Raw genomic sequence first — 22,296 nt, 5'->3', positions numbered from 1 at the left:
GTCATGACATCAACCCGCATCAAGGTCGCCCGAGCTTCCATCGCGCTGAGCGTGGTGGTGCTCGCCATCAAATACGCGGCCTATGTGGTCTCGGGCTCCAGCGCCCTGCTTTCGGACGCGATCGAGACCATCCTGAACGTCGTGGCCGCTGTCGGAACGCTCTGGGCCATGTCCGTCGCGGCCCTTCCTGCCGATGACAACCACCCTTATGGCCACGGCAAGGCGGAATATCTGTCCGCCGTCCTCGAAGGCGTTCTGGTCGTTCTGACGGCGATCGGCATTCTGGTCATCGCCGTTCATGACTGGCGCCATCCCGAACCCATTCGCGCGCCCCTCTCCGGCGTGGCGCTGAACGCGCTGGCCGGGCTGGTCAATCTCATCTGGGGCCGCATTCTGATCACGGTCGGGCGCAAACAGGCCTCACAGGCGCTTCAGGCCGCAGGCGAACATGTTGTTTCGGATGTCTGGGCGACCGTGGCACTCGTGATCGGCGTCTCGCTGATCCCGCTGCTCAAATGGGACCGCCTCGACGCCGTGCTGTCCGGACTGGTCGCTCTGAACGTCATGCGCGCCGGTTTTTCCATGATGAAGCATTCCCTGTCCGGCCTGATGGACGAAGCGCCGTCGCCCGAACAGATGGAAGCGGTCAAGGCCGTGATTTCCTCCAGCGCAACCGGCGCGCTGGAAGCCCATGACCTCCGCATCCGCAAGGTCGGCGCCCTGTCCTTCGTGGAATTCCATCTCGTGGTGCCAAGCGCCCTGACCGTTCATGACGCCCACGAAATCTGCGACCAGATCGAAGCCGCCATCCGCTCCGAACTAGGCCGTGCCTCCATCCACATCCATGTCGAGCCTGAAGACAAGGCCAAACATTCTGGCGTTCTTGTCCTGAGCTGAAGATGGCCAAAGCGGCGCTGACTGTGCGGTTTATGACACAGCCCGGAACGGATTCGGTCCACCGCGCCTCATCGGCGGAGAACCCTTGACCCTCCTCCCGCGTTGGTGGCAGGTGCACATCATCAGCGCACGGGTCTGAACCGGGCGTATCCTCCACAGCCCGACCCTCCTTCCCGGACGTCCGAATATTGGCCGATACACCGCCTCCTTCTCCCGTTGCTGCTATTCCCGCAGAGCCTCCGGCCACGGACATACGTTCCTCTGCCCATGCCATGCGCCGAAAAGACCGCATTCTGCATCTGAAGCGTTCGGCACAAGTAACGACAAACCAGTGGCGCCGCACGGCGGTCTACTGGCTCGGCGCGGTTCTGGTCGGTATCGTGGCTGTGCTGTTCGCGAGAGTAGGCGACTGGGCGGCAGGTGTGCGCCATCAGATCATCGCCTGGCACCCTGCCGCCATGCTGGTCGTAGCCCCGGTCGGACTGGCACTCATCACATGGGCCACACGGACCATCTTCAAGGGCGCACAGGGCTCCGGCATCCCCCAGACAATCGCGACCCTGCATATCGAAAATGTCGCGGTCGTGGATCGTGTGCTGTCCCTCAAGACATCCCTTGGCAAAATCCTGCTGACGTCTTTCGGCCTGATCTGCGGCGCATCCATCGGGCGGGAAGGCCCGAGCGTGCAGGTCGGGGCATCCATCATGCACGCCTTCTCGCGCCTGCTGGGACAGTCAAACATCGCCGCACGACGCAGCATGATCCTTGCAGGCGGCGCGGCAGGCATGGCCGCAGCGTTCAATACGCCCCTCGCCGGGATCATGTTCGCCATCGAAGAACTCTCCCATTCTTTCGAACAGAAGACCTCGGGCCGCACTCTCACGGTTGTCGTCCTGTCTGGCGTCACGGCCATCGCCCTGATCGGCAACTACACCTATTTCGGCCATGCGGACGTGGACGTTCCTGTCGGCACGGCATGGATCGCGGTTCTGACCTGCGGGATTCTCGGCGGCCTTGCGGGAGGCAGCTTCTCGGCCATTCTCATCAAAGCCTCACGCGGCATTCCGGGTTGGGTCGGACACTTCGCCGCCACACGTCCGATCGCCTTTGCGGCATCCTGCGGCTTCATACTCGCTCTGATCGGCCTCCTTTCCAAAGGAGCGACCTACGGCACGGGCTACGATCAGGCCAGCGCCATTTTCAACGGCACCGAACACTATCCGGCCTCGTTCTTCGTCCTCAAATATCTGGCGATGATCGTCTCGTACTGCTCTGGCATCCCCGGCGGCATGTTCGCCCCGTCACTCGCCATCGGCGCAGGAATTGGCGGCTGGGTGGAGCAGTTCCTGCCGCACACCACGCCCGGCGCGGTCGTCCTGCTCGGTACGGTGGCGTATTTCTGCGGCATGTCGCAGTCCCCCCTGACCGCAACCATCATCGTCATGGAAATGTGCGACAACCAGCAGGTTACACTTGCGCTGCTGGCCACGTCCTTTCTGGCGTTCGGCGTGTCAAAAATGATCTGCCCGCATTCGCTCTATAGCTGCCTTGCCGACCGCTTCATGGAAGCGAACGATCGCGGCGCCCATCACACCCCGCCCCCGACGGACAAGCAAAAACCGGCACCCTGATTTTTTCAGGAGCGCCGTCCGTCCCGCCTCAGGGTTCGCTGAGCAAAGAGTGCGTCGCAGCCTCCTGTTCTACCGCGCAACGTGCCGCATCAGGCGCCACCGGATGCGCCTGCATCGCGAGCAGTTCGCGCCGTGCCGCTGTCAGATCGTCCTGAAGGTCCGGATTGGCCAAAAGCGCATCCATCAGGGACGACGCATTCAGATAACCGGCCTGAACGTCAGATTTCCAATGCGCGCCACAGACGATCCGGCTTTCCCCGAACACCCGACCACGCTGAAGCAGCGCCGTGGCATGTTCGGGCATCAGATGCGCCAGAAGCAGCGCCATGCCATATCCCGCCGTCGTATGGCCTGAAGGATAAGACGCGTGTAGCCCGAGCCCTTCAGGAGACGTGCAGATCGGCAGATTCGTGCCTACAAAGGGGCGCGTGCGGTGCCAGAATGTCTTGGCTTCGGATGTCCGACGGCCAACAGCATGGCGGATTCGCTCTAACACCCGCGCCAGATGGGGCACCTGTGCGAGGTCGAGATCGAACCCTGCCGCACACGAGAAATCCCGAACCAGATGCGCCGGATCTAGGTCCGCGTCGCTCTGCGCCAGTTGCCAGCGCGGCGTATCCTTCAGGGTGCGCGTGACACGGAACACCCGGTCATCGTCAAGCTGTGCCGCGCTGCCTGCCACGGGAGGGGGCGCCAGAACAAGCCGCTCGTCCGGTGCCGCACTTTCAGGCAATGCCTCGTTATGCCGCGCTGACGGAGCACAGGCAGAGAGAACAGTCGCACATAAAAGCAAGGCAACAGGCAAACGAATGGCAGAACGCATGGACCGGAACATCCCGTCAGAGAGTAATAACCCATACCCTTAACGACGGCCGCCTCTGATGCGAAGGCTTTTCCGCATGAAGCCCTCATGACAGTATCCAAGCTCCAGAGCCCGACAGGATCGCCCCATGACGTCCACTGCGCCCCGCATTTCCATCCGCTACTGCACCCAGTGCAACTGGCTGCTCCGTTCCGGCTGGATGGCTCAGGAACTGCTGTCGACATTCGGTCAGGCTCTAGGCGAAGTCGCGCTGATCCCCGATAGCGGAGGCCGTTTCGAAATTCATGTGGACGAAACGCTGATCTGGGAGCGTAAACGTGACGGAGGGTTTCCCGGCCCGAAAGACCTGAAACAGCGCGTGCGGGACATCATCGCCCCCGACCGGGACCTTGGGCATACCGACCGCCCCTCCAGTCAACAGTCCTGATCAGGTCATTGTTTCGAAAGTCTTTCTGACCTGATCGAGACTATAGGGTTTGGGAACGAACAGACCGCGTATCGGCAGTCGGACCTGATCTGCGGGCATGTCCGCGGATGTCAGGATGATTTTCACGGGAGGCCAGCGCTTGCGTGCAATTTCCGCCAGCTTCTGACCGTCTTCTCCATCAGGCAGATGAATATCGGCGAACAGGTAACGGATCGTCGGGTCCGTCTCAAGCAACGCAATGGCATCCGCCGCCGAACCCGCGCTCAGGGTTCTGAAACCGGCACCTTCGAAATAGTCTTCCGCCATCATGCGAATGAACACGATGTCTTCGACAATCAGGATGGTGGGCCGTGTCTCAGGGTCCTGGGGCATAAAATTCACAGGTCTCCGGTCAGTCTCAGAGTGTTGCGAGCGACAGGGTCGGCGCAGTCAGATCCGCACATAAACCCGTTGACGCGTAATGAAGTTCCGTTTTTCCGTGTCGGCCCAGTCCGGACCTGAGAAGACGGACGCCAAATCCGGTCCGCTTCGGCGGCGTGACGGGCGGCCCGCCTGTCTCCCGCCACTTCAGCGTCATCACGGCCTCTGCGCCCGTAATCGTCCAGCTCAGGGACACCTTCCCGTCCGGAACACTGAGGGCGCCATATTTCACGGCGTTGGTTGCCAGTTCGTGCAGCGCCATCGAAAAGGAGGTCGCCGTATCGGGTCCGAGTTTGAGAAACGGTCCGGACACCTCGACCCGCTCTTCAACGCCCAGCGGCGTCAGCACTCCGCGAACCAGACTGGCCAGATCAGTGGACTGCCAGTTCCGGCGCATCAGCAGATCATGCGCCGCACTGAGCGCCACCAGACGGGATGTGAACGTCGCAAGCGGCCCCTGATCATCCACGTTCCGGAATCCCTGATGCGCAAGACTCTGGACGATGCTGAGCGTATTCTTGAGACGATGCAGGATTTCATGATTAACGATTTCCTGCCGCGCCTCGGCCTCCCATTCGTCCAGCGCCGTAAAAATCCGGTCAGAGCCTGTGCGGATGAAAGAGGTCTCATCCAGCGTCCAGTCTCGTGGCGTGGCGCTATGGACAAACAGACAGCCCGTCAGTTCACCATGATCCATTTTTGGAACAATGATCTGCGCCTCCACACCCAACGCGCGACAGGCCTCCTGTTCTTCCTCCATCCAGGACGGATTGGAAAGATCGTCCAGAATAAGGACAGCGCCACTACGAAGAAAATTGGACGTGCGGCGAAATGTCTGAAATGTAAAAACCCCCGAAATCGGCGGCACATCAGGGCTGCACCAGCCGTGATCGATGGTGAAAACCTCATCACGCATTGTAATGGCCGCAAACCCGACACGCTGGACCTCAAGCCTGCGCCCGAGAAGTTCGCAGGCCTCTGTCAGAGCCTGCCTGCGGGTCGTGGCGGAACGCAGGGCATCCTCAACCGCGAGCAACGTGGTCAGACGACTGGTGGCGTTTTTCTCCGGGGTGATGTCCTGAAGCGTTCCGATCAGTCGGACCGGACGTCCGGTCGCGTCCCTGTCCAACACGCCCTGACGCAGAACCCAGCGCTCTTTGCGGTCATCATCCCGGACAATCCGGTACTCCAGTTTCAGGGGAGCAGAACCGTCCAGAAGTTCTGACAGAAGCGGAATCCGCGCCTTGTCATCCTCATGCACCCGCTGGGCCCATTGTGGTGCAGTCACGACTTCGGTGACGGGCATGCCGATAATACGACAGACTTCAGGAGAAACGGTGATGTCCCCACTGACCAGATCGTATTCATAAATACCCACGCCTCCTGCCGCGCCCGCAGCCTGATGGAGTGCATATTTTTCGCGCGCCTGCCGCCGTTCCGCTTCTGCCTGACGGGCCTCTCGGGCAACACGCTTGCGACGGAGCTGCTGCGCAGCCAGTCGCCGTTCCTGTGCGATCGTCGCCCGACGCAGTTCCATCAGCCGCATGGTCTGTCGGGCCAGAGCGGCCAAGCCGTCATGTTCGCGCTGTGAAAGCCCCTGCGGACGTTTTTGCAGATCTACGACGCATAAATGTCCCGAAAATCTCGTTTTCGGCTGTAAACAACGGATATCCCGCATAGAACCGCAGGCCCGGCGCACCGCAGACAAGACTGTTCCTGCGCGTCTCCGGATCGGCCATCATATCGGTGATCACCACCGGAGCCCGACGGGCTATGACAGCCGCACATCCGGAATTTTCCAGCGCGCCATAGGTCTGATCGGTTCCGACACGCGCGGAAAACCAGAGCTGATCTCCGTCCAGAATACTGACCAGTGCAATTGGCGTGCGGCATAATGATGCCGCAGCGATGGCAAGATCGTCCAGATCGAGATCAGAAAATGCTTCCAGGTCTCCGTAGGCGCCCAGCCCGGCAGAGTTGCCCGGTTGCACGGCGGACGATGATAGAGTCTCCAGATCCGCCTCCTGAACAGGAACCCTGTCCTGCATCAGACAGACATACCGCGTTTCCGCTGCAGCAACAATTGACCCGCTGCGTCAGTACGCATCGGGCACAAACATAGCTCAACCGCCGCTGGATAGATCGATTGCTGCCAGAACCCCGTCTTCTGTCCCGAAGACCAGCGCGCCACCCTGCGGCGTAAAGCCCAGCGACGTCACCTTGCCGCGCTTCGTATCCTGTCCCGAGCACAGCGGCAGCACGCGCTGGTCCCCTCCACCGATTTCCGCCAGAACGACCGTGCCGTCCTCATAACCCGCAGCGATGATGTCTTCCTTGGGATTGGGGCAGACCGCACTGACAAACAGACCCGGCAGCCGCGCCAGTTCCGCCGGAGCCTTGCCCATCGGGCCACCACCCGTGAACGGCCACAGCACAATCGCATCGGCTCCCGCCGTCGCAAGCCAGCGCCCGTTACGCGTGAAGCCCATGGACTTCACCTGCTTCGGATAGCCGCTCATACGCATATTGTGCCCGTCAGACAGGCGCCAGCCATGCAGATCGTTTTCCTGCATGGACGTCACCAGCGCCTCACCACCCGGATGGATGGCAATCGCAATATGGCTGCCCTTCCATTCGAACGGCCGCACGCTGTCGACCTTGGCCTGCACGAACCACATCGACACACCATTATAATGTGACGCCGCAATCCGCTTGCCCTTCGCATCGAACACGATGCCAGTCACGGTGGAGGGATGTTCCAGCACCTTGAGCGTCTGGTGGCCTTCCGCCGCACGGACCTCGATCTGCTTGCCCGACGAAAACGCCAGATGACCTGTCGTACTGGCCACACAGTCGATCCAGCGGCGACCTTCGTGCAACACGTCCGTGCGCCCATCGGCAAAAGTCCGGACGAGCTTCCCGTCCTCCCCGCCCGTCAGAAACGCATCCGGTTCGCAGCCCTGAGCCAGACATAACCCGCCATCATGCACGGAGACGACCGTCCAGCTTTCCGCATCCCGCAGACGATTCCGCGGAATAAGGACAAGCTCCCCATCCACCGTCAACGCCGCAAAGCTGAGCCCGTCACGGGACGACACCACATGAACGATCGGGCTCTCGAACCGGCGCTCAGCACCCCGGTCCGCCAGAAGATCCTGCATCATACCGCAATGCAGCTTTCAAAGCCGCGCCGAAGCTGCGGACGGTTCAGATTGCGCCCGATAAACACCAGACGGGACTCCCGACTCTCGCCCTCACGGAACGGGCCGATGAAATCCCCATCTGCCATCATATGCACGGCCTGAAATGCAAAACGGTTCTGCTCGCCCTTGAAATGCAGAATGCCCTTGGCCCGCAGAATGTCCGCGCCCTGCTCCTGAAGGATCGCCCCGATCCATGCCTGAAAACGGGGCTGGTCGATCGGCTCCTTGATGCTCAGGGAAATGCTGGTGATGCCTTCCTCGTGAGAATGATGGTCGTTCTCCAGAAAGTCCGGCATCGTCTTAAGCGCACGCGCCAGATCGAAGCCACCCCGATCCAGAATATCCGTCAGCTTCACGCCGCCATGCTGCGCCTCATGGATCTGCGCCACGGCGTTGATCTTCTTCAGACGCGCCACAATGTCCTTCCGGCGTTCTTCATCCGCAAGGTCGATTTTGTTCAGCACGATCACATCCGCGAACGCGATCTGGTTGATGGCTTCGGGACTTTCATCCAGCGTTTCCATGACGTTGAACGCATCCACAACCGTCACGACCGCGTCCAGACGCGCCTTCTCGCGGAGGTTTTCGTCCACGAAGAATGTCTGCGCGACCGGGGCCGGATCGGCCAGTCCGGTCGTTTCGACGATGATGCCGTCGAATCGGTTGCGACGCCGCAGCAGACTGCCCAGAATGCGGATCAGATCTCCGCGCACCGTGCAGCAGATGCAGCCGTTGTTCATTTCGAACACTTCCTCGTCAGCATCCACCACGAGGTCGTTGTCGATCCCGAGTTCGCCGAACTCGTTCACAACAACCGCATATTTGCGACCATGCTCGGCCGTCAGGATATGATTGAGAAGCGTCGTCTTGCCGGCGCCAAGAAAGCCGGTGAGAACCGTTACGGGAACGGTTCCGCTCCGTGTCGGCGTGACAGTCGTGTCAGGGGTGCTGGACATAAGGCCTCCGTAATCTGCCTTACGATATAGGCCGGACCCCGCCCGCTTGAAACCCGTTCCGTATCGGCAAGCCCCGATAGGCCAGTGCCAACCCGAACAGCAGGAACCCCCAGCCACTCAGCGGCAGGTTCAGGAAGTCCGACGTCGAGGCGATGGGCCATTCCTGAATCAGCACCGCCGCAAACAGACCGATCGCAATCGCATGGCCGTTCCGTCCCGGCCAGATCGCCTTCAACCATGTCGCAATCATCAAGACGAACAGGATCAGCCCCGGCACCCCGGCATTGACCAGAGCCTGAAGATAATGGTTGTGCGGATGCTGCACACACAGGTCCAGCCACCCCCTCTCAGGCACGGCCTCCGACAGTCCTGGCAGACCATGAAAGGTGGACGGGTCTGAGCAGAAATGCCGGTAGGCGTCATAGCCCTGCCCGATCCAGGGATGCGCCTGCGCCATCACGACCGCATGGGTGTAGATTTCCCCATAAGGCGACTGACCGAAATGCGTGAGCTGCTGCCGCGCCAGTGTCACGAGATGGAAAAAGCTGCCGGGCGAAAACACCCGCGCCACCAGCACCAGAACCGGCAGCATCGCCGCCGCCGCCAGCGCGGCCGGACGCATCGGCCGATACAGCAGCGCGCACACCCCGATCCCCAGAAGCGAGAGCACAAGCGGCATACGCTGCCCCGCCAGAACCATAATCCCGACAGCGAGAATTGTGGCAGCACACAGCCCAAGCGTCCGCATCAGACGACTTCGCGCCTTTTCTGCCACCGCACATCCCACCATCAACAGCGGCAAGATCAGTCGGGACAATGGTGCAGCAGCGCGGGGGTGCTCATACGGCCCCGTCAGCGTTCCGTCATGAAAGCGCGGGATCCCGAACAGATTGCGCCCGAACACGGCCTGAACCAGCATCTGCACGGCAATATAAACCCCGCACGCACAGGTCAGCCACAACACACGCCTGCGCCAAACCGCATCCCGGAGCAGCCAGCAGCCCAATGCGGCCGCCGCAAGCGGAAAACGGATCGCCAGAAGCGCCTGACCCAGCGCGCCATGTCCCGGCGATACCCACAGCGTGCACAGAACCTGCCAACTCCACCAGCAGAACGTGGCGATGACCCAAGGCTCCCGGAGCCAGTCCCACCCGCCCTCACGCCGCCCAATCAGCGAAGAATGGAGCAGCAGCAGAACAGCCAGAAGATCAAGATCGGCCTCACCTGCCACGCGCACATGCGTCAGGGCCAGAGGCAGGACCAGGGCGGCCCATCGGCCGATCCGGGTCACAGTGGAAGGAGAGAAGCGCATCTTAAGGGGATGAAAGGTTTCGGCTTCGCATGCAACCACTTACAGTCCGAAGCGCTTTTTCGTTACTGTCTATTTCGAGTGGAGACAATCATGGCATCCGACACCATCCTCATCCCCGGCATCGACACGCCCCTTTCCCGCGTCGCTCTTGGCACATGGGCCATCGGCGGCTGGATGTGGGGCGGCCCCGACGATGACAATGGCGTCCGCACCATTCACGCCGCTCTCGACGAAGGGATCAACCTGATCGACACCGCCCCGGTCTATGGCTTTGGCCATTCGGAAGAAGTCGTCGGTCGTGCCCTCGCCGAAAAGCCGAACAAGGCCCATATCGCCACCAAACTCGGTCTGCACTGGGCTGGCGAAGACGAAAAGAACATGAAGGTCTTCCGGGACTCCCGCCCGGCGCGCATCCGCAAGGAAGTTGAAGACTCACTGCGTCGCCTGCGCGTGGAAACGATCGATCTCGAACAGATCCACTGGCCCGACGACAAAACCCCGATCGACGAGAGCGCCCGCGAACTCCAGAAACTTCATCAGGAAGGCAAGATCCGCGCCCTTGGTGTCAGCAATTTCTCGCCCGAACAGATGGACATTTTCCGCGAAGTCGCCCCGATCGCCACGATCCAGCCGCCGCTGAACCTGTTCGAACGGACGATCGAAAAGGACATCCTGCCGTATGCCGAAAAGCACAATGCCGTCATTCTGGCTTACGGCGCCCTGTGCCGCGGCCTGCTGACCGGTAAGATGAGCCGCGACACGACCTTCCCCAAGGATGATCTGCGCTCGAACGATCCGAAATTTCAGAAGCCGAACTTCGAGAACTATCTCGCCGCCGTCGAAGAGTTCAAAAAACTTGCCGAAAAGCGCGGCAAATCGACCATAGCCTTCGCTGTCCGCTGGGTTCTCGATCGGGGACCGGTCATCGCCCTGTGGGGTGCCCGCAAGCCCGAACAGGTCGCAGGTGTGAAGGACGTCTTCGGCTGGACCCTGACGGACGAAGAAAAGAAAGCCGTGGACGACATTCTGGCGCGCCATGTGCCGAACGCCATCGACCCGACCTTCATGGCCCCGCCCCAGCGGGACTAATTCTCTCAGGACTGCGGCTTCCGCCGGGCAAACGCAATCGCCGCATGCCGCAGTTCTTCCACGCGACTGCGGGCCGCCCCAACATCAAACAGGGTCGCCCGTTCCCGCCCTTTTGCACCCAGCCTTACCCTCAGACCGTTATCGTCCATCAGACGGCTCAGGGTTTGCTCCAGTTCGCCGGGGGCGTCCGGTGCCGCCAGCAGCGCCGCGTCTCCGACCAGATCCGACAATGCGCCCACAGGAGACGCCACAACCGCCGCTCCACATCCCATGGCTTCCAGCGCGGTCATGCCGAAAGGCTCCTGCCAGCGGCTTGGCACCACAACGATTGCCGCCTCCGCCATCGCGGCCAGAACAACCTCATGAGGCCGATACCCTGTCATCACGATCCCGGCAGCAGCCGCAAGAGGCCGAAGCTGCTTCAGATAAGGCGTTTCGGGAGAGTCCGGCCCGAACCGATCTGCTCCCATGATAACAGCCCGCCATCCCGGATAACGCGCTCTGATCTGATCCCAGGCGCGGACAAACGCATCCACACCCTTGTCCGCCACGACCCGCCCCGCAAACAGGACCGTCTTCTGCCTGTCGTGTGAGACTGGCAGTGCGGAAAGATCCAGACAGTTGGGCTGCACTTCAGTCCGAATCGGGCCGCATCCTTCCCGGAAACGCTGGATGACCCAGTCCGAAACCCCACAGACCAGAACATGCCGCGCCAGATCCTCGCGCTGTCGGACCGACCGCGCGCCCCTCATCCCGCAGGGATCATTGTGCAGAACCAGACGCACCGGCACAAACCGCGCCAGAAACCGGGCCAGATCCGGTCGGTTGTGAATTTCCGTGAGCGCTGGCCGACACGACCGCATCATCGCCACACAGGCAAAACGCAAACGCCACCCATGCGAAAGAGGAACCCTTGGCACGATTAACGGTTGATAACGACCGCCGGGTAAAGGCACGCCCACCGCCCCCGTTCCCACGACGACATCTCCAGCGCCGGCAAGACGGCTAACCAGCAGGGAAATCGCCCCCGCATGACCTGCTTCGTAACGCTCGCGCGGTGGAAGAATGGTCAGGACTGGGGCCTGAATCGTGTCAAATTCGGTCTCAGCAACATTTTGTTGCAGTTTGAGCGATTCCTGACTGTCCGACATTTCCAGTTTCTTAACAGAAGCCAAGGCATCTTACATCGAGATTAACGGATGGAAATGATTGTGCGTATTTCCCAGAGAACAGGTCAGGAAGGAGAACGCCCCTGCGCGGACACACGCCTTCCGAAGACTGCGTCCCGGGAAAATATCAAAACACTCTTTCCGATTCACCATCTCGCCGACGCCTCCAGCGAGGGATTGGCCATTCTGTATCAGGGCCGGATCATTGAGGCCAACAGATCTCTCCTTTCCTGCCTCGGGACCGACCTCCAGAACTTCCCCCCGCTCGAAGAGATCCTTCCCGCCGCTCTAAAAGCCCTGCCGGACAATCAGTACCACTCCGGCCTTCTCATGACGCTGCAGAAAGAAACTATTCCCGTCCAGTTCAGACTGACTCCCCTTCGCCGAAACGACAAAGACTGTCTGGCGCTGGCCGTCACATTCCTCAGGTCTCTTTCTCCCGCCACAGACATTCTGCCTCCGGACTCTGCCCCGGGCCTGTGCAGCAGGACAGAGTTCGAGAGACATCTCGAAGACTTCTTCCTCAAACACGCAGCGCCGCAACCGGCAGGTATTCTCCTGCACGTCAACATCAACCGTTTCCGCACCATCAACGAGCGTTACGGTACCAGAATCACCAACGACCTTCTCGAAGCGATCGGGCAGCGCCTTCAGACATTCCTGAGCGATGACTGCATCGTTGCACGCTTTGGCAGCGACGAGTTCGGGATTTTCTGTCCTTTCCCATACGAACAGCCCACTGAGGCCACACACTGGGCACAGATTACACGGGATATCTTTCACACCACGCTGCCCGTGGATGGACACAGAATCCACGTCACAGCCAGTATCGGCTGCTGCCTGATCCCATTTGATACATATCGCTTCGAGACGGCCTGCCATTATGCCGAACTTGCCCTGAACGAAGCCCGTCGTCTTCAGTCGCCAGACTGGATCAGCTTCAATCCTGTCATGCAGGCAGATGTCCAGCATCGCTGCGAAATGGAACATGACCTGCAACGGGCTCTCGAATCAAACGAGTTTTTTCTCGAATTCCAGCCTCTGATCTGCCTTAAAACAAACAGAGTGGAATGCGTCGAAGCCCTGCTTCGCTGGCAACACCCGGTCAGGGGTGTGATTGCCCCGAACGAATTCATCCCGGTTGCGGAAGACTGCAACCTCATTGTCCCGATTGGCCGCTGGGTACTGCTCGAAGCCTGTGCCCAGGCGAGCAGGCTGCCGGAGCATATCAGGATCGCTGTCAATATTTCCGCAGTCCAGTTCGCACATGACGACATGTATGCAGCCGTCATCCAGACGCTTTTTCAGACGGGTCTCGCTGCGGAAAGGCTCGAACTCGAACTGACGGAAAGCATATTTCTGGACGCTGTACAGCGCAATCTGGAAACCATGGGTAAAATCCGCGCTCTGGGCGTCAAGATTATCATGGACGATTTTGGTATCGGATTTTCAAGTCTCAATTATCTGCGCAGCTTTCCCTTTGACCGGATCAAGATCGATCGTTCCTTCATCCGAGACATGTTGAACGATCCACAGGCCCAGAGCATCGTCAGCGCCATCATGACGCTGGGACATGCCATGTCGATGGAAGTTATCGCCGAGGGTGTAGAAACCGCCGCCCAACTCGACATGCTGCGTCATACATCCTGCACGACGGCACAGGGCTTCCTGATGGGCCGCCCTGCTCCTCTCGCAGATCTGTCAGCCTGTCCGGGGATGACCGATACGACCGTCATACCTCAGAAAAATGCCAGAATCTCCAGAGATCACCTATCCTGACACGTTCCGGATTTACGTTCGTCAGCCAGACGCTCTCTCCTGACAACACGACGGGCCTCACGCAACAGCCGATATTTTTCCACCGCGCTCAGGCAAACCCTCTCCTCAGGGTCACGGCATCCGGACTGCTGCGCCTTCGAGGAAATACGAGACGGGGAGGCCTGCGTGTTCCTGTAAGATGCCATCATCTTTCCAATCAGACTATTTGATACGAATTGTAACTGTCACCTTACAGACTGTCGAGGACTTTCCGGAAACTCATTCTCACACAATGACTTGTCCATTTCTGGAAACAGATCGGACAGTTTGTCAGGTCCCACCATGATCCCTCGAAGGCCTGCCGCATATGCAGCCTGCATGTCGGTCGGCTGGTCTCCAAACAGGACGCAACGCGCAGGATCCAGTTCCCATCGTTGCAACAGATCAAGGATCATACCGGGCGCCGGTTTACGGTCCACGCTATGCCCTCGATAACATTCGACTTCGGCCTCTGGGTGCATGGGGCAGTACCGCCAGTCATCCACAGTCCCGCCATGCTCGCGGATGCTGTCGATAACCCAGTCCATAAGAGCCATAAGGTCGGCTTCGGAATAGAACCCCCGTGCAATCCCGGACTGGTTGGTCACGATAAAAACGTGATGGCCACTTTCGGTCATTCGGGCGATGGCCTCGCGGACACCGGGCTCCCATTCGAACCGTTCGCGCGTTCCGACCCATCCAAAGTCCCGGTTAATGACGCCGTCACGATCCAGAAAAACGGCCGGACGGCGCAAATTCAGCGACATCTCCTGCAGCGTCTTTTCCAACCTGCTGTCATTCGCACAATCGTAAAAATCCCCTGTCAGCGAGAGCCCCCGGAGCGTTCCATTTTCCGCCAACTTTGGAAGCACGTCTTGCTCCAAAGAGCAGGTTTCCGTCAGAATTTCACAGATCGAGACATCAAAAAGACAGAGGCCGGTCCTCACTAAAACTGGCTTTTCCAAGTCGTCACGGTTCTGGTGAAACGACACAAGCCCGTTTGCACGCAAAAAGACTTCTGTCTGCTGCTCCGGCAAAGTGACCGGGCGCAACAGCATCCAGTGCCCATTCCGTGCGTGTGTCAGCAAACGCGCCAGATTGCAGGAAAACAATGTGTTTGCAGGACATATGAGGAATTTTTCCCGCAGATGCGGTCGGGCATGACGAAGCGCCCCCCCACTCCCCAGCCCGGGCGGTGCAACGCTTATGACGATTTTGGCGGGGCTGGGGAGGAAAGAACCAAGACTTTCAATAGCAGTCAAAACGTCCTGCGAGCCTTGTGCAGTCAGAATTATGAACTCGTTGACACCAAAACGCTGCATTTCCCGCATAAGCCAAGCGAGAAACGGCCTATCTCCACGGGGCAAAAGCGACAGAGGCAAGGCGTGTGATACAGGATCTTCCAGCAGAATGACGCATTGACGAACCGTAACGCTGTTCACAACAGAACTCCCCTGACCCAATCAATCCTGCGAGGCGAAGGCTCTGCCTTTTCCCCGCTCCCCTTGCCCATCCGGCGGGGCTTACCTAAACTTTAACACTAATATCGTTTGACAGACCGGCATCCCTGTCGGCCGCCACAAAGCTAGTCCGGACATATGCAAGCAGATTATACCATCTGGATCGACGTCGAAGACATTTTCCAGTATTTCGAAAACAATTCGCGCCCCAGCGGAATTCAGCGACTTGTCTATGAAATCCTGCATGTCATCCGCAAGCAGGCCGCAACCAAACCCGGTATGGGCAATATTGCCCTGATCCGACGCGGACAGAACGAAACACAGCTTGTTTCCACGGTGTCTTTTGACGATCTGGAAAATCTTTTCGTCGTGCGTGCCGATGAAAAAGTCGCACATGACAGTCGCCCGGCGCCCCAGTCGCGCAAAACGCCCCGTGCTTTCGTAAGAAATCTGCGCCACACCGTCATCAGACGCATCGAGAGCCTGCCGCCGGAACTGGCGCGCCCTCTGCTGACGATGGCCGTAAACCAGTTGCGCGCCCTGCGCCTTTTACGCCGTTTCGTGCAAAAACAGATGACGCGCCGTTCGGAAACGGGAAACGCCCGAACACCGGCTGTGATGCAGTCGTCAATTACGACCGACACAGCCAATCAGCCAAAGCCTGGCGATATTTTCCTGATCCTCGGTGCAGCATGGTCGGAGCCCGGCTTCGGCGACCGTTTGGCCAGAATGCGCAAAGCGTATGGCATCCAGCCTGTCCTCCTACTGTCCGATCTCATTCCCGCCATCCGGCCGGAATGGTGTGCGCTGTCCCTGATCCGGGATTTCCGGCACTGGCTGGATACGACCCTCCCGCAGTGCGGACGCCTTCTAGCCATCAGCCACGCTACGGCGAAAACCATTGATGACTATACCCGCAAACATCGCCTGAAGCTGCTGGCCCCCGTGCAGACCGTGCCGATTGGCAGCGGCTTCGGCCCTCCCCGCAAAGTTACAGGCGAACGTCCCAAAGGATTGCCTGCGCCAGAAAGCTATGTTCTGTTCGTCTCCACCATCGAAGCGCGCAAGAACCATATGCTGGCATTCCGCGTCTGGCGTCGTCTGGTTGCTGATCTGCCTCCCGAACAGGTGCCGACGCTTGTTTTCGCAGGACGGGTCGGCTGGCTCGTCTCCGATCTCATGCAGCAGCTTGAAAATACCGACTGGCTGCGTGGCAAGATCCGTCTTCTGCGCGACCCGTCGGATGACGAACTGGCGCATCTGTATGACGGCTGCATGTTCACGCTTTTCCCGTCCCTGTTTGAAGGCTGGGGCCTGCCGGTGACGGAAAGCCTGATCCATGGCCGTCCCTGCGTGGCCTCGAATGCGACTTCCGTCCCCGAAGCCGGCGGCCCGCTGTCGCGCTATTTCGATCCGGAAAATACCGACGATGCGTATCGCGTCGTCCGTGAAACGATCGAAGACCGCGAAGGCCTGACGAAATGGCAGGAGCAGGTCCGGACGCAGTTTAAACCCACCCCGTGGGAGCATACTGCTGACGCCATTCTGGACGCCTGTCACGCCGCATATGTGGACGGGAGAGCGTCATGACCCTTTGGATCGACGTCGACGACCTGCTGTTCCACCTCGTGCATCATGGCCGTCCGAGCGGCATTCAGCGTGTGGTGTTCGAGCTCTGCGCAGGCCTGCGGACCCTACACGGCCACAACGTCCAGTTTGTACGCCGCGGGGCGAACAAACACGATCCGCGCGATTTCCGCACCATCGATTGGTCGGTAGTCGACACGCTGCTGCGGCAGGTCATGAAAGACAGCGGCGCCAAAGCCGCAAAAGCCTCGGCACCGCTGTTTTCCGCCATGCAGTTCGCCGAGAACGAAACACACCGTCAGGCATTAACCGGCATCCTGCAAACGGAAGGACAAGTTCTGGGCGGACTGGCGAGCCTGTGGGCCGGGCTGGGACGACTGGCAGTCAACGAAGGCAAGGCGGTTCTGCGCCGCCGACGTCAGCAGTCAAGCACCGACGCCGCGCAGCACGCCGAAGGAACGCCCTTGGCGGAAGCTGTCGAGGCTGGGGACGTTTTCCTGACGCTAGGCTCACCATGGCATCACGAGAATTATGTCCAGACAGTCCGATGGCTGCGTGATGAACTGCGGGTGTCCTTCGGACTCCTGATGCATGATCTGGCTCCCATCCGCTGCCCGGAATGGTGCCATATCGGCGTGATTACGACGTTCCGGGCCTGGCATCATGCCGTGTTACCGCTAGCGGACATCATCTTCGCCAACAGCCGCGCCACAGCACAGGACGTCCAGTCCTATCTTGCGGAAGAAGGCATCGGAACGGGAATCACGGTCCAGCATGTTCCGATGGGAACGGAGTTCGGACTGGCGGAAACCGTCATGCCAACCGAACGTCTGGTAAGCGAGCCCTATGTCCTGTTCGTCTCCACGATCGAGGCACGCAAGAACCACATGCTCCTCTTCCGGATCTGGCGGCAGATGCTGGAAGACATGCCGGTCGATCAGGTTCCGACACTGGTGTTCGCGGGGCGTCCGGGCTGGCTCGTTTCCGATCTCATGCAGCAGCTTGAGAATACGAAATGGCTGGATGGCAAGATCCGCTTCATCCAGAATCCGTCCGATGCCGAACTGCGACGCCTTTATTCCGATTGCAGCTTCTCGGTCTTCCCGTCCTTCTTCGAGGGCTGGGGCCTTCCGGTGACGGAAGGTCTGGCCATGGGGCGTCCCTGTATCGCCTCCAACACGACATCCATCCCCGAGGCTGGCGGACCGCTCGGACGCTACTTCAACCCGCGCAATCTCCGTGAAGCCTATGCCCTGATCCGTCAGGTCATCGACGATCCAGAAGATCTGGCCGCATGGACCCAGAAAGTGCGGAGCGAGTTCAAACCCGTTCCGTGGACCACCGGCGCAAAAGTCATCCTCGACACCGTCCAGCGTTGAAAATCCTGCGCTTGTAAACGTCTTTGCCCCTGTGCATGAAAGTTTCATGCACAGGGGCTTGAGTCAGGCCCGCAGATCACGCACATGCAGAACCCAGCAGTTCAGTCAGCATGGGGTCGTTCGCGCTCCCGTTGCAGCCCCGTCTTTCCGGCCTTCCGAGGAGCGTTCCCTTGAAAATCAACGGCATTTCCTATCGCAGCCTCTGGCGCCCGTCCGACGATGCCAGCAGCATCCGGATTTTCGACCAGACCCGCTTCCCTTGGGCTGTGGAGCTTCTGGAACTCCGGGACGTCGGCGGCGTGGCCGAGGCCATTACGTCCATGCAGGTGCGCGGCGCCCCGCTGATCGGGGCCGTCGCCGCCTATGGTCTGGTGTTCGCCCTTCAGGACGACGCGTCTGACGATGCTCTGGACAAGGCCGCAGCCTTTCTCGTCGCCACGCGCCCGACCGCCATCAACCTGCGCTGGGCCATCGAGCGCATGGTCAAACACCTCAAGGCTGTTCCGGAAGCTGGGCGTGTCACCGCGGGCTATGCCGAAGCCGACGCCATCTGCGACGAAGACGTACAGGTCAATGAATCCATCGGCCGTCACGGTCTGGAACTGATCCGCGAAATCTGGGAGCGCAAGGGCCGTCAGGGACAGGTCAATCTTCTGACGCATTGCAATGCCGGATGGATCGCCACCGTCGACTGGGGAACGGCACTCGCCCCGATTTATATGGCGCATGACGAAGGCATTCCGGTTCATGTCTGGGTGGATGAGACGCGCCCCCGCAATCAGGGCAGCCTGCTGACGGCATGGGAACTCGGCAGTCACGGCGTGCCGCACACCGTCATCGCGGACAATGCGGGCGGCCATTACATGCAGGCCGGACGTGTGGACATGGTGATCGTTGGCACGGACCGCGTGACAGCACAGGGCGACGTGGCCAACAAGATCGGCACCTATCTCAAAGCCCTTGCCGCACATGACAACAACGTCCCGTTCTGGGTGGCGCTGCCGTCCTCGACGATCGACTGGCGCGTGCGTGACGGCGTGAAGGAAATCCCGATTGAAGAGCGCAGCGCCGACGAAGTGCTGTTCATGACAGGCCTCGACAGCCAAGGAGACGCCAGCCGCGTCCGCATCGCGCCTCTCGGTAGCCCGGCCGCAAACCCGGCCTTCGACGTCACGCCAGCTCGCCTCGTAACGGGCCTTATCACGGAGCGCGGCCGCTGTGACGCCAGCGAAGCCGGACTGCGGTCACTGTTTCCCGATACTCCGTGACGTCTGCGTCACCCTGCAAGGGTTACGCTCCGCTATGGTTTCGGATCATTCGGGCGTTCCTTGCGGGAAACGCTGTTCTGGGGCTAGCCGCGAGCGTCTTTCTGCCCGCACTCTGCATCGGGTTCGGCATGGCCATGGACAACCCGGCAAGCGAGCCCCTCTTCACCCGCTGTATGCTGGTCTATCTCGGCCTCCTGCCGATTGTCTGTATCGTCACGCTGACATTCCTGTTCAGAACAAGACCCATGTCACTGATGCAGACAATATTCTGTGCTGGAATATCCACGGCTCTGCTGGGCTTCTGGTTTCCTCCCGTAGGACTGCCTGCCATTCAGAAAACCTGCATAAAAATAAAGGCATGGCAGGCCGTGGCCCCTCCCTCAGTCAGCCCCCATCCTTGACGCTCTGTGTCACATGCCGTTCAAGTTGAGGTCATGACGGGTACATGAGGATAACAGTGCCAGATTCGCATCTTTTCAGGCGAGCAGCCGCTACGGCCACCCTGCTCGCACTGGCTGCATGTTCCAGCCAGCAGAGTGTCAGCCCGTATCCGGCCCGCACGCCGAACGCCCAGTATGCGAACGGAACTACTGGTCCGGTAGGTTACGACGTCCATGTTCCGGACTTTGCCACCCGCAACTTCGAACCGTTCAACCGGCAGGACGTTGCGGCCATCGCCCTGCGCGAATGGCGGATGTTCGGCTCCCCCGTCTCGGACGACAACCCCGAAGACCGCCCCGAACCCACGGACGCGGCGCTGAAGCCCGAACGCCTTCCGGGCCTTTGGCAGCGGATCGGCGAGTACTGGTGGATCGGACAGGACCCGTATGAGACGGAAGTCGGCTGGACGGGCAAGACGGATTCCCAGGGCACCCGCTTCGAGATCGCGCATGACGGCCATTATGCCTGGTCTGCCGCATTCATCTCGTATGTGATGCGTATTGCGGGCGCCAATGGACGTTTCCCGTATTCCCCTAATCATTCGACCTATATCAACGCCGCCGCCAGCGGGCAGTCCAGCGGCGTGACTGCCCACGATCCCGGAACCTATGCCCCCAAGCTCGGCGATCTGATCTGTGTCGGGCGCGGCAAGAGCAAGACCGTCACTTTCTCCATGCTGCCGACCAGCTACGGCTTTCCAGCCCATTGCGGCATCGTCTCCGCCACCAACCAGAATGCCCAGCCTTTCGGACACGAGCTGAGCATTGTCGGCGGCAACGTGGATGATGCCGTGGCCCTCACCCATGTTCCCACGGATGCCAACGGCATGATCGCCGACAGTTCAGGGCACAGCTACGACAGCCGCTATCCCTGGTGCGCCGTGCTAGAAGTGCATTACGACGCGGATCAGGAACCCGACAGCGGCATGTAAGCCGACGGCAGGCCGCTGGAACGCCAGCCCTTGCCGGGGCCGTGCTGGTCTTCGAATCCGTCCACGATATTGCTGACATCCGCATAACCGGCGTTTTCCGCCAGAAGTGCAGCATGATGTGACCGCACGCCCGACCGGCACAGGAACAGCAGCGGCGTCTGCTGGTCGGGAACAGCGTCGAGCAGGGCGTCAAGGAACTCGCGCTGAAGGTCCGGCTGCCAGGTCACGCACAGAAGCGGCGCGGTCATCGCATCCGCGTCGGGCAATCCCACATGCATCCATTCCGGCGGGGTGCGCACATCCACCAGAACAGGCTGCGCGTCATTCTCAGAGCCCGTTCCATGCTTTTTTTCAAGCATGTCCCACGCCTGCCTTGCTGTCAGAACCTTCATGCTCTTTCTCATCCTTCCAAAACGCGTTCTATAATTCACCCAGCACGGGCCAGCACAGGAGTTACCGTATGACCGACCTCTCTCCGAACCGCCAGGCTGCCACGATCGGATGGCAGACCGTCTCCCCGAGTATGACCGCCGCGATCGGGGGCACGCCCCTCATCCGCCTTGAACGCGCGTCCGAGGAAACCGGCTGCAATATCTACGGCAAAGCCGAGTTCATGAACCCCGGCGGCTCCGTGAAGGACCGCGCGGCTCTTGCAATCATCAATGATGCCCTGAAAAGCGGCGCCCTGAAACCCGGCGGCACGGTCGTTGAGGGAACGGCGGGCAATACGGGAATCGGCCTGACGCTGGTCGCCCATGCGGTAGGCTGCAAGGCCGTGATCGTCGTGCCGGAAACACAGAGCCGCGAGAAGCTGGACTTTCTGCGCATGATCGGCGCGGATCTGCGTCTTGTTCCCGCCAAGCCCTATCGTGATCCGGGCAATTACGTTCATGTCTCGCGCCGTCTCGCCGAAGAAATCGGCGGCTTCTGGGCCAACCAGTTTGACAACACCGCCAACCGCGAAGGCCACCGCGCCACCACGGCCCGCGAGATCTGGGAGCAGACGGGCGGAAAAATCGACGCCTTCACCTGCGCCTGCGGCACCGGCGGAACGCTGGCCGGAATCGCGCTGGGCCTGCGCGATCAGGCCGCAGCAGCCGGAAAGACCGCACCGCGCGTGGTTCTCGCAGATCCGGAAGGTTCCGCGCTTTATGGCTGGGTAAAATCCAACGACCTCTCCATTACCGGGGGTTCGATTACCGAAGGAATCGGTCAAGGCCGCGTGACCGCCAATCTGGAAGGCTCGGCACCTGATGATGCCGAACGTATTCCCGATGCCGAGGCGCTGGAGCAGATTTTCTCCCTGACCTCGAACGAAGGTCTCTCGGTCGGCGGCTCGTCCGGCATCAATGTCGCTGCGGCAATCCGCACCGCACGCCGTCTTGGACCCGGACATACGATTGTTACAATTCTGTGCGACGGTGGTGCCCGATATCAGTCCAAGCTGTTCAACCCGGAGTTCCTGCGTGCGAAAAACCTGCCTGTCCCGCCCTGGCTGGCCTGACC

21 protein-coding genes are annotated in these 22,296 nt (G+C 60.2%); 11 read left to right on the top strand and 10 right to left on the bottom strand.

Annotated elements, in window-relative coordinates:
* The first annotated feature begins 3 nt into the window (after positions 1 to 3).
* Together JK176_RS00520 and JK176_RS00515 are read left to right on the top strand one after the other, a co-directional pair.
* Positions 4 to 897, top strand: a complete 894-nt coding sequence (locus JK176_RS00520; protein WP_194266703.1) for a cation diffusion facilitator family transporter — start codon at positions 4 to 6, stop codon at positions 895 to 897.
* A 188-nt stretch (positions 898 to 1,085) separates the two neighbouring features.
* Complete coding sequence (locus JK176_RS00515; RefSeq protein WP_408874177.1) at positions 1,086 to 2,528, top strand: chloride channel protein; 1,443 nt, start codon at positions 1,086 to 1,088, stop codon at positions 2,526 to 2,528.
* Between the two features lie 28 nt (positions 2,529 to 2,556).
* Here the strand turns inward: JK176_RS00515 and JK176_RS00510 are convergent, their stop codons facing one another.
* On the bottom strand, positions 2,557 to 3,351 hold the full coding sequence (locus JK176_RS00510) for a phosphatase PAP2 family protein (protein WP_211585895.1): 795 nt from the start codon (positions 3,349 to 3,351) through the stop codon (positions 2,557 to 2,559).
* Positions 3,352 to 3,478: 127 nt separating this feature from the next.
* Here JK176_RS00510 and JK176_RS00505 point away from each other — a divergent pair, with 127 nt between their 5' ends.
* Entirely contained in the window at positions 3,479 to 3,778 is a 300-nt protein-coding gene (locus JK176_RS00505; RefSeq protein ID WP_211585894.1) for a SelT/SelW/SelH family protein, read from the top strand.
* Here the strand turns inward: JK176_RS00505 and JK176_RS00500 are convergent, their stop codons facing one another.
* The 6 genes from JK176_RS00500 to JK176_RS00475 all read right to left on the bottom strand — a co-directional run bounded on the left by JK176_RS00500 (position 3,779) and on the right by JK176_RS00475 (position 9,669).
* Positions 3,779 to 4,150, bottom strand: coding sequence for a response regulator (locus JK176_RS00500; protein WP_211585893.1), 372 nt, complete (start codon positions 4,148 to 4,150; stop codon positions 3,779 to 3,781). It lies immediately after the preceding gene.
* 25 nt (positions 4,151 to 4,175) lie between these two features.
* Complete coding sequence (locus tag JK176_RS00495) at positions 4,176 to 5,768, bottom strand: HWE histidine kinase domain-containing protein (protein ID WP_211585891.1); 1,593 nt, start codon at positions 5,766 to 5,768, stop codon at positions 4,176 to 4,178.
* 4 nt (positions 5,769 to 5,772) lie between these two features.
* Positions 5,773 to 6,246 carry a GAF domain-containing protein gene (locus tag JK176_RS00490; RefSeq protein WP_211585889.1) on the bottom strand — a complete coding sequence of 158 codons (474 nt, stop codon included), beginning with the start codon at positions 6,244 to 6,246 and terminating at the stop codon, positions 5,773 to 5,775.
* 75 nt (positions 6,247 to 6,321) lie between these two features.
* Positions 6,322 to 7,362: a WD40 repeat domain-containing protein gene (locus JK176_RS00485; RefSeq protein ID WP_211585888.1), complete on the bottom strand. Its 1,041-nt coding sequence runs from the start codon at positions 7,360 to 7,362 to the stop codon at positions 6,322 to 6,324.
* On the bottom strand, positions 7,359 to 8,357 hold the full coding sequence (locus tag JK176_RS00480) for a GTP-binding protein (RefSeq protein ID WP_211585887.1): 999 nt from the start codon (positions 8,355 to 8,357) through the stop codon (positions 7,359 to 7,361). The genes JK176_RS00485 and JK176_RS00480 overlap by 4 nt, the downstream gene beginning before the upstream one ends.
* Before the next feature lie 19 nt (positions 8,358 to 8,376).
* Positions 8,377 to 9,669: an O-antigen ligase family protein gene (locus JK176_RS00475; RefSeq protein WP_211585886.1), complete on the bottom strand. Its 1,293-nt coding sequence runs from the start codon at positions 9,667 to 9,669 to the stop codon at positions 8,377 to 8,379.
* Between the two features lie 90 nt (positions 9,670 to 9,759).
* On the opposite strand from JK176_RS00475, the gene JK176_RS00470 reads away from it, so the two are divergent.
* Positions 9,760 to 10,758 carry an aldo/keto reductase gene (locus JK176_RS00470; protein ID WP_211585885.1) on the top strand — a complete coding sequence of 333 codons (999 nt, stop codon included), beginning with the start codon at positions 9,760 to 9,762 and terminating at the stop codon, positions 10,756 to 10,758.
* A 5-nt stretch (positions 10,759 to 10,763) separates the two neighbouring features.
* Here the strand turns inward: JK176_RS00470 and JK176_RS00465 are convergent, their stop codons facing one another.
* Positions 10,764 to 11,909: a glycosyltransferase family 4 protein gene (locus JK176_RS00465; RefSeq protein ID WP_211585884.1), complete on the bottom strand. Its 1,146-nt coding sequence runs from the start codon at positions 11,907 to 11,909 to the stop codon at positions 10,764 to 10,766.
* Between the two features lie 60 nt (positions 11,910 to 11,969).
* Here JK176_RS00465 and JK176_RS00460 point away from each other — a divergent pair, with 60 nt between their 5' ends.
* Complete coding sequence (locus JK176_RS00460; protein WP_211585883.1) at positions 11,970 to 13,706, top strand: bifunctional diguanylate cyclase/phosphodiesterase; 1,737 nt, start codon at positions 11,970 to 11,972, stop codon at positions 13,704 to 13,706.
* A 224-nt stretch (positions 13,707 to 13,930) separates the two neighbouring features.
* On the opposite strand, the gene JK176_RS00455 is transcribed toward JK176_RS00460, so the two are convergent.
* Positions 13,931 to 14,596 (bottom strand): HAD family hydrolase, encoded by a 666-nt coding sequence (locus JK176_RS00455; protein ID WP_349291885.1) that lies wholly within the window; start codon positions 14,594 to 14,596, stop codon positions 13,931 to 13,933.
* Between the two features lie 726 nt (positions 14,597 to 15,322).
* Here JK176_RS00455 and JK176_RS00450 point away from each other — a divergent pair.
* From JK176_RS00450 to JK176_RS00430, 5 genes are all read left to right on the top strand, one after another.
* Positions 15,323 to 16,774, top strand: coding sequence for a glycosyltransferase family 1 protein (locus tag JK176_RS00450; protein WP_211585881.1), 1,452 nt, complete (start codon positions 15,323 to 15,325; stop codon positions 16,772 to 16,774).
* On the top strand, positions 16,771 to 18,150 hold the full coding sequence (locus JK176_RS00445; RefSeq protein WP_211585880.1) for a glycosyltransferase family 1 protein: 1,380 nt from the start codon (positions 16,771 to 16,773) through the stop codon (positions 18,148 to 18,150). The genes JK176_RS00450 and JK176_RS00445 overlap by 4 nt, the downstream gene beginning before the upstream one ends.
* Positions 18,151 to 18,320: 170 nt before the next feature.
* A complete protein-coding gene (gene mtnA, locus JK176_RS00440; protein ID WP_211585879.1) occupies positions 18,321 to 19,418 on the top strand; it encodes an S-methyl-5-thioribose-1-phosphate isomerase in 1,098 nt (365 codons plus the stop codon).
* Positions 19,415 to 19,819 (top strand): hypothetical protein, encoded by a 405-nt coding sequence (locus tag JK176_RS00435; RefSeq protein ID WP_211585878.1) that lies wholly within the window; start codon positions 19,415 to 19,417, stop codon positions 19,817 to 19,819. Before mtnA ends, JK176_RS00435 begins: the two co-directional genes overlap by 4 nt.
* 44 nt (positions 19,820 to 19,863) lie before the next feature.
* On the top strand, positions 19,864 to 20,790 hold the full coding sequence (locus tag JK176_RS00430) for a DUF2272 domain-containing protein (protein ID WP_249194079.1): 927 nt from the start codon (positions 19,864 to 19,866) through the stop codon (positions 20,788 to 20,790).
* Here the strand turns inward: JK176_RS00430 and JK176_RS00425 are convergent.
* Positions 20,766 to 21,182: a rhodanese-like domain-containing protein gene (locus JK176_RS00425; RefSeq protein WP_211585877.1), complete on the bottom strand. Its 417-nt coding sequence runs from the start codon at positions 21,180 to 21,182 to the stop codon at positions 20,766 to 20,768. The two genes, JK176_RS00430 and JK176_RS00425, sit on opposite strands and share 25 nt — an antisense overlap.
* A 68-nt stretch (positions 21,183 to 21,250) precedes the next feature.
* Here JK176_RS00425 and JK176_RS00420 point away from each other — a divergent pair, with 68 nt between their 5' ends.
* A complete protein-coding gene (locus JK176_RS00420; protein WP_211585875.1) occupies positions 21,251 to 22,294 on the top strand; it encodes a cysteine synthase A in 1,044 nt (347 codons plus the stop codon).
* Positions 22,295 to 22,296: the final 2 nt, after the last annotated feature.

The organism is Gluconobacter sp. Dm-73 (assembly GCF_018256215.1).
Lineage (GTDB): Bacteria > Pseudomonadota > Alphaproteobacteria > Acetobacterales > Acetobacteraceae > Gluconobacter > Gluconobacter cadivus.
This window is presented reverse-complemented; position numbering and strand designations above follow the sequence as displayed.

Bases quoted from the DNA above. Each gene is read 5' to 3' on its own strand.
- JK176_RS00470 (WP_211585885.1), top strand. From the start codon at position 9,760: ATGGCATCCGACACCATCCTCATCCCCGGCATCGACACGCCCCTTTCC.
- JK176_RS00450 (WP_211585881.1), top strand. From the start codon at position 15,323: ATGCAAGCAGATTATACCATCTGGATCGACGTCGAAGACATTTTCCAG.
- JK176_RS00425 (WP_211585877.1), bottom strand. From the start codon at position 21,182: ATGAAGGTTCTGACAGCAAGGCAGGCGTGGGACATGCTTGAAAAAAAG.
- JK176_RS00465 (WP_211585884.1), bottom strand. From the start codon at position 11,909: ATGTCGGACAGTCAGGAATCGCTCAAACTGCAACAAAATGTTGCTGAG.
- JK176_RS00445 (WP_211585880.1), top strand. From the start codon at position 16,771: ATGACCCTTTGGATCGACGTCGACGACCTGCTGTTCCACCTCGTGCAT.
- JK176_RS00500 (WP_211585893.1), bottom strand. From the start codon at position 4,150: ATGCCCCAGGACCCTGAGACACGGCCCACCATCCTGATTGTCGAAGAC.
- JK176_RS00520 (WP_194266703.1), top strand. From the start codon at position 4: ATGACATCAACCCGCATCAAGGTCGCCCGAGCTTCCATCGCGCTGAGC.
- JK176_RS00420 (WP_211585875.1), top strand. From the start codon at position 21,251: ATGACCGACCTCTCTCCGAACCGCCAGGCTGCCACGATCGGATGGCAG.
- JK176_RS00485 (WP_211585888.1), bottom strand. From the start codon at position 7,362: ATGATGCAGGATCTTCTGGCGGACCGGGGTGCTGAGCGCCGGTTCGAG.
- JK176_RS00480 (WP_211585887.1), bottom strand. From the start codon at position 8,357: ATGTCCAGCACCCCTGACACGACTGTCACGCCGACACGGAGCGGAACC.
- JK176_RS00490 (WP_211585889.1), bottom strand. From the start codon at position 6,246: ATGCAGGACAGGGTTCCTGTTCAGGAGGCGGATCTGGAGACTCTATCA.
- JK176_RS00475 (WP_211585886.1), bottom strand. From the start codon at position 9,669: ATGCGCTTCTCTCCTTCCACTGTGACCCGGATCGGCCGATGGGCCGCC.
- JK176_RS00505 (WP_211585894.1), top strand. From the start codon at position 3,479: ATGACGTCCACTGCGCCCCGCATTTCCATCCGCTACTGCACCCAGTGC.
- JK176_RS00510 (WP_211585895.1), bottom strand. From the start codon at position 3,351: ATGCGTTCTGCCATTCGTTTGCCTGTTGCCTTGCTTTTATGTGCGACT.
- JK176_RS00430 (WP_249194079.1), top strand. From the start codon at position 19,864: ATGAGGATAACAGTGCCAGATTCGCATCTTTTCAGGCGAGCAGCCGCT.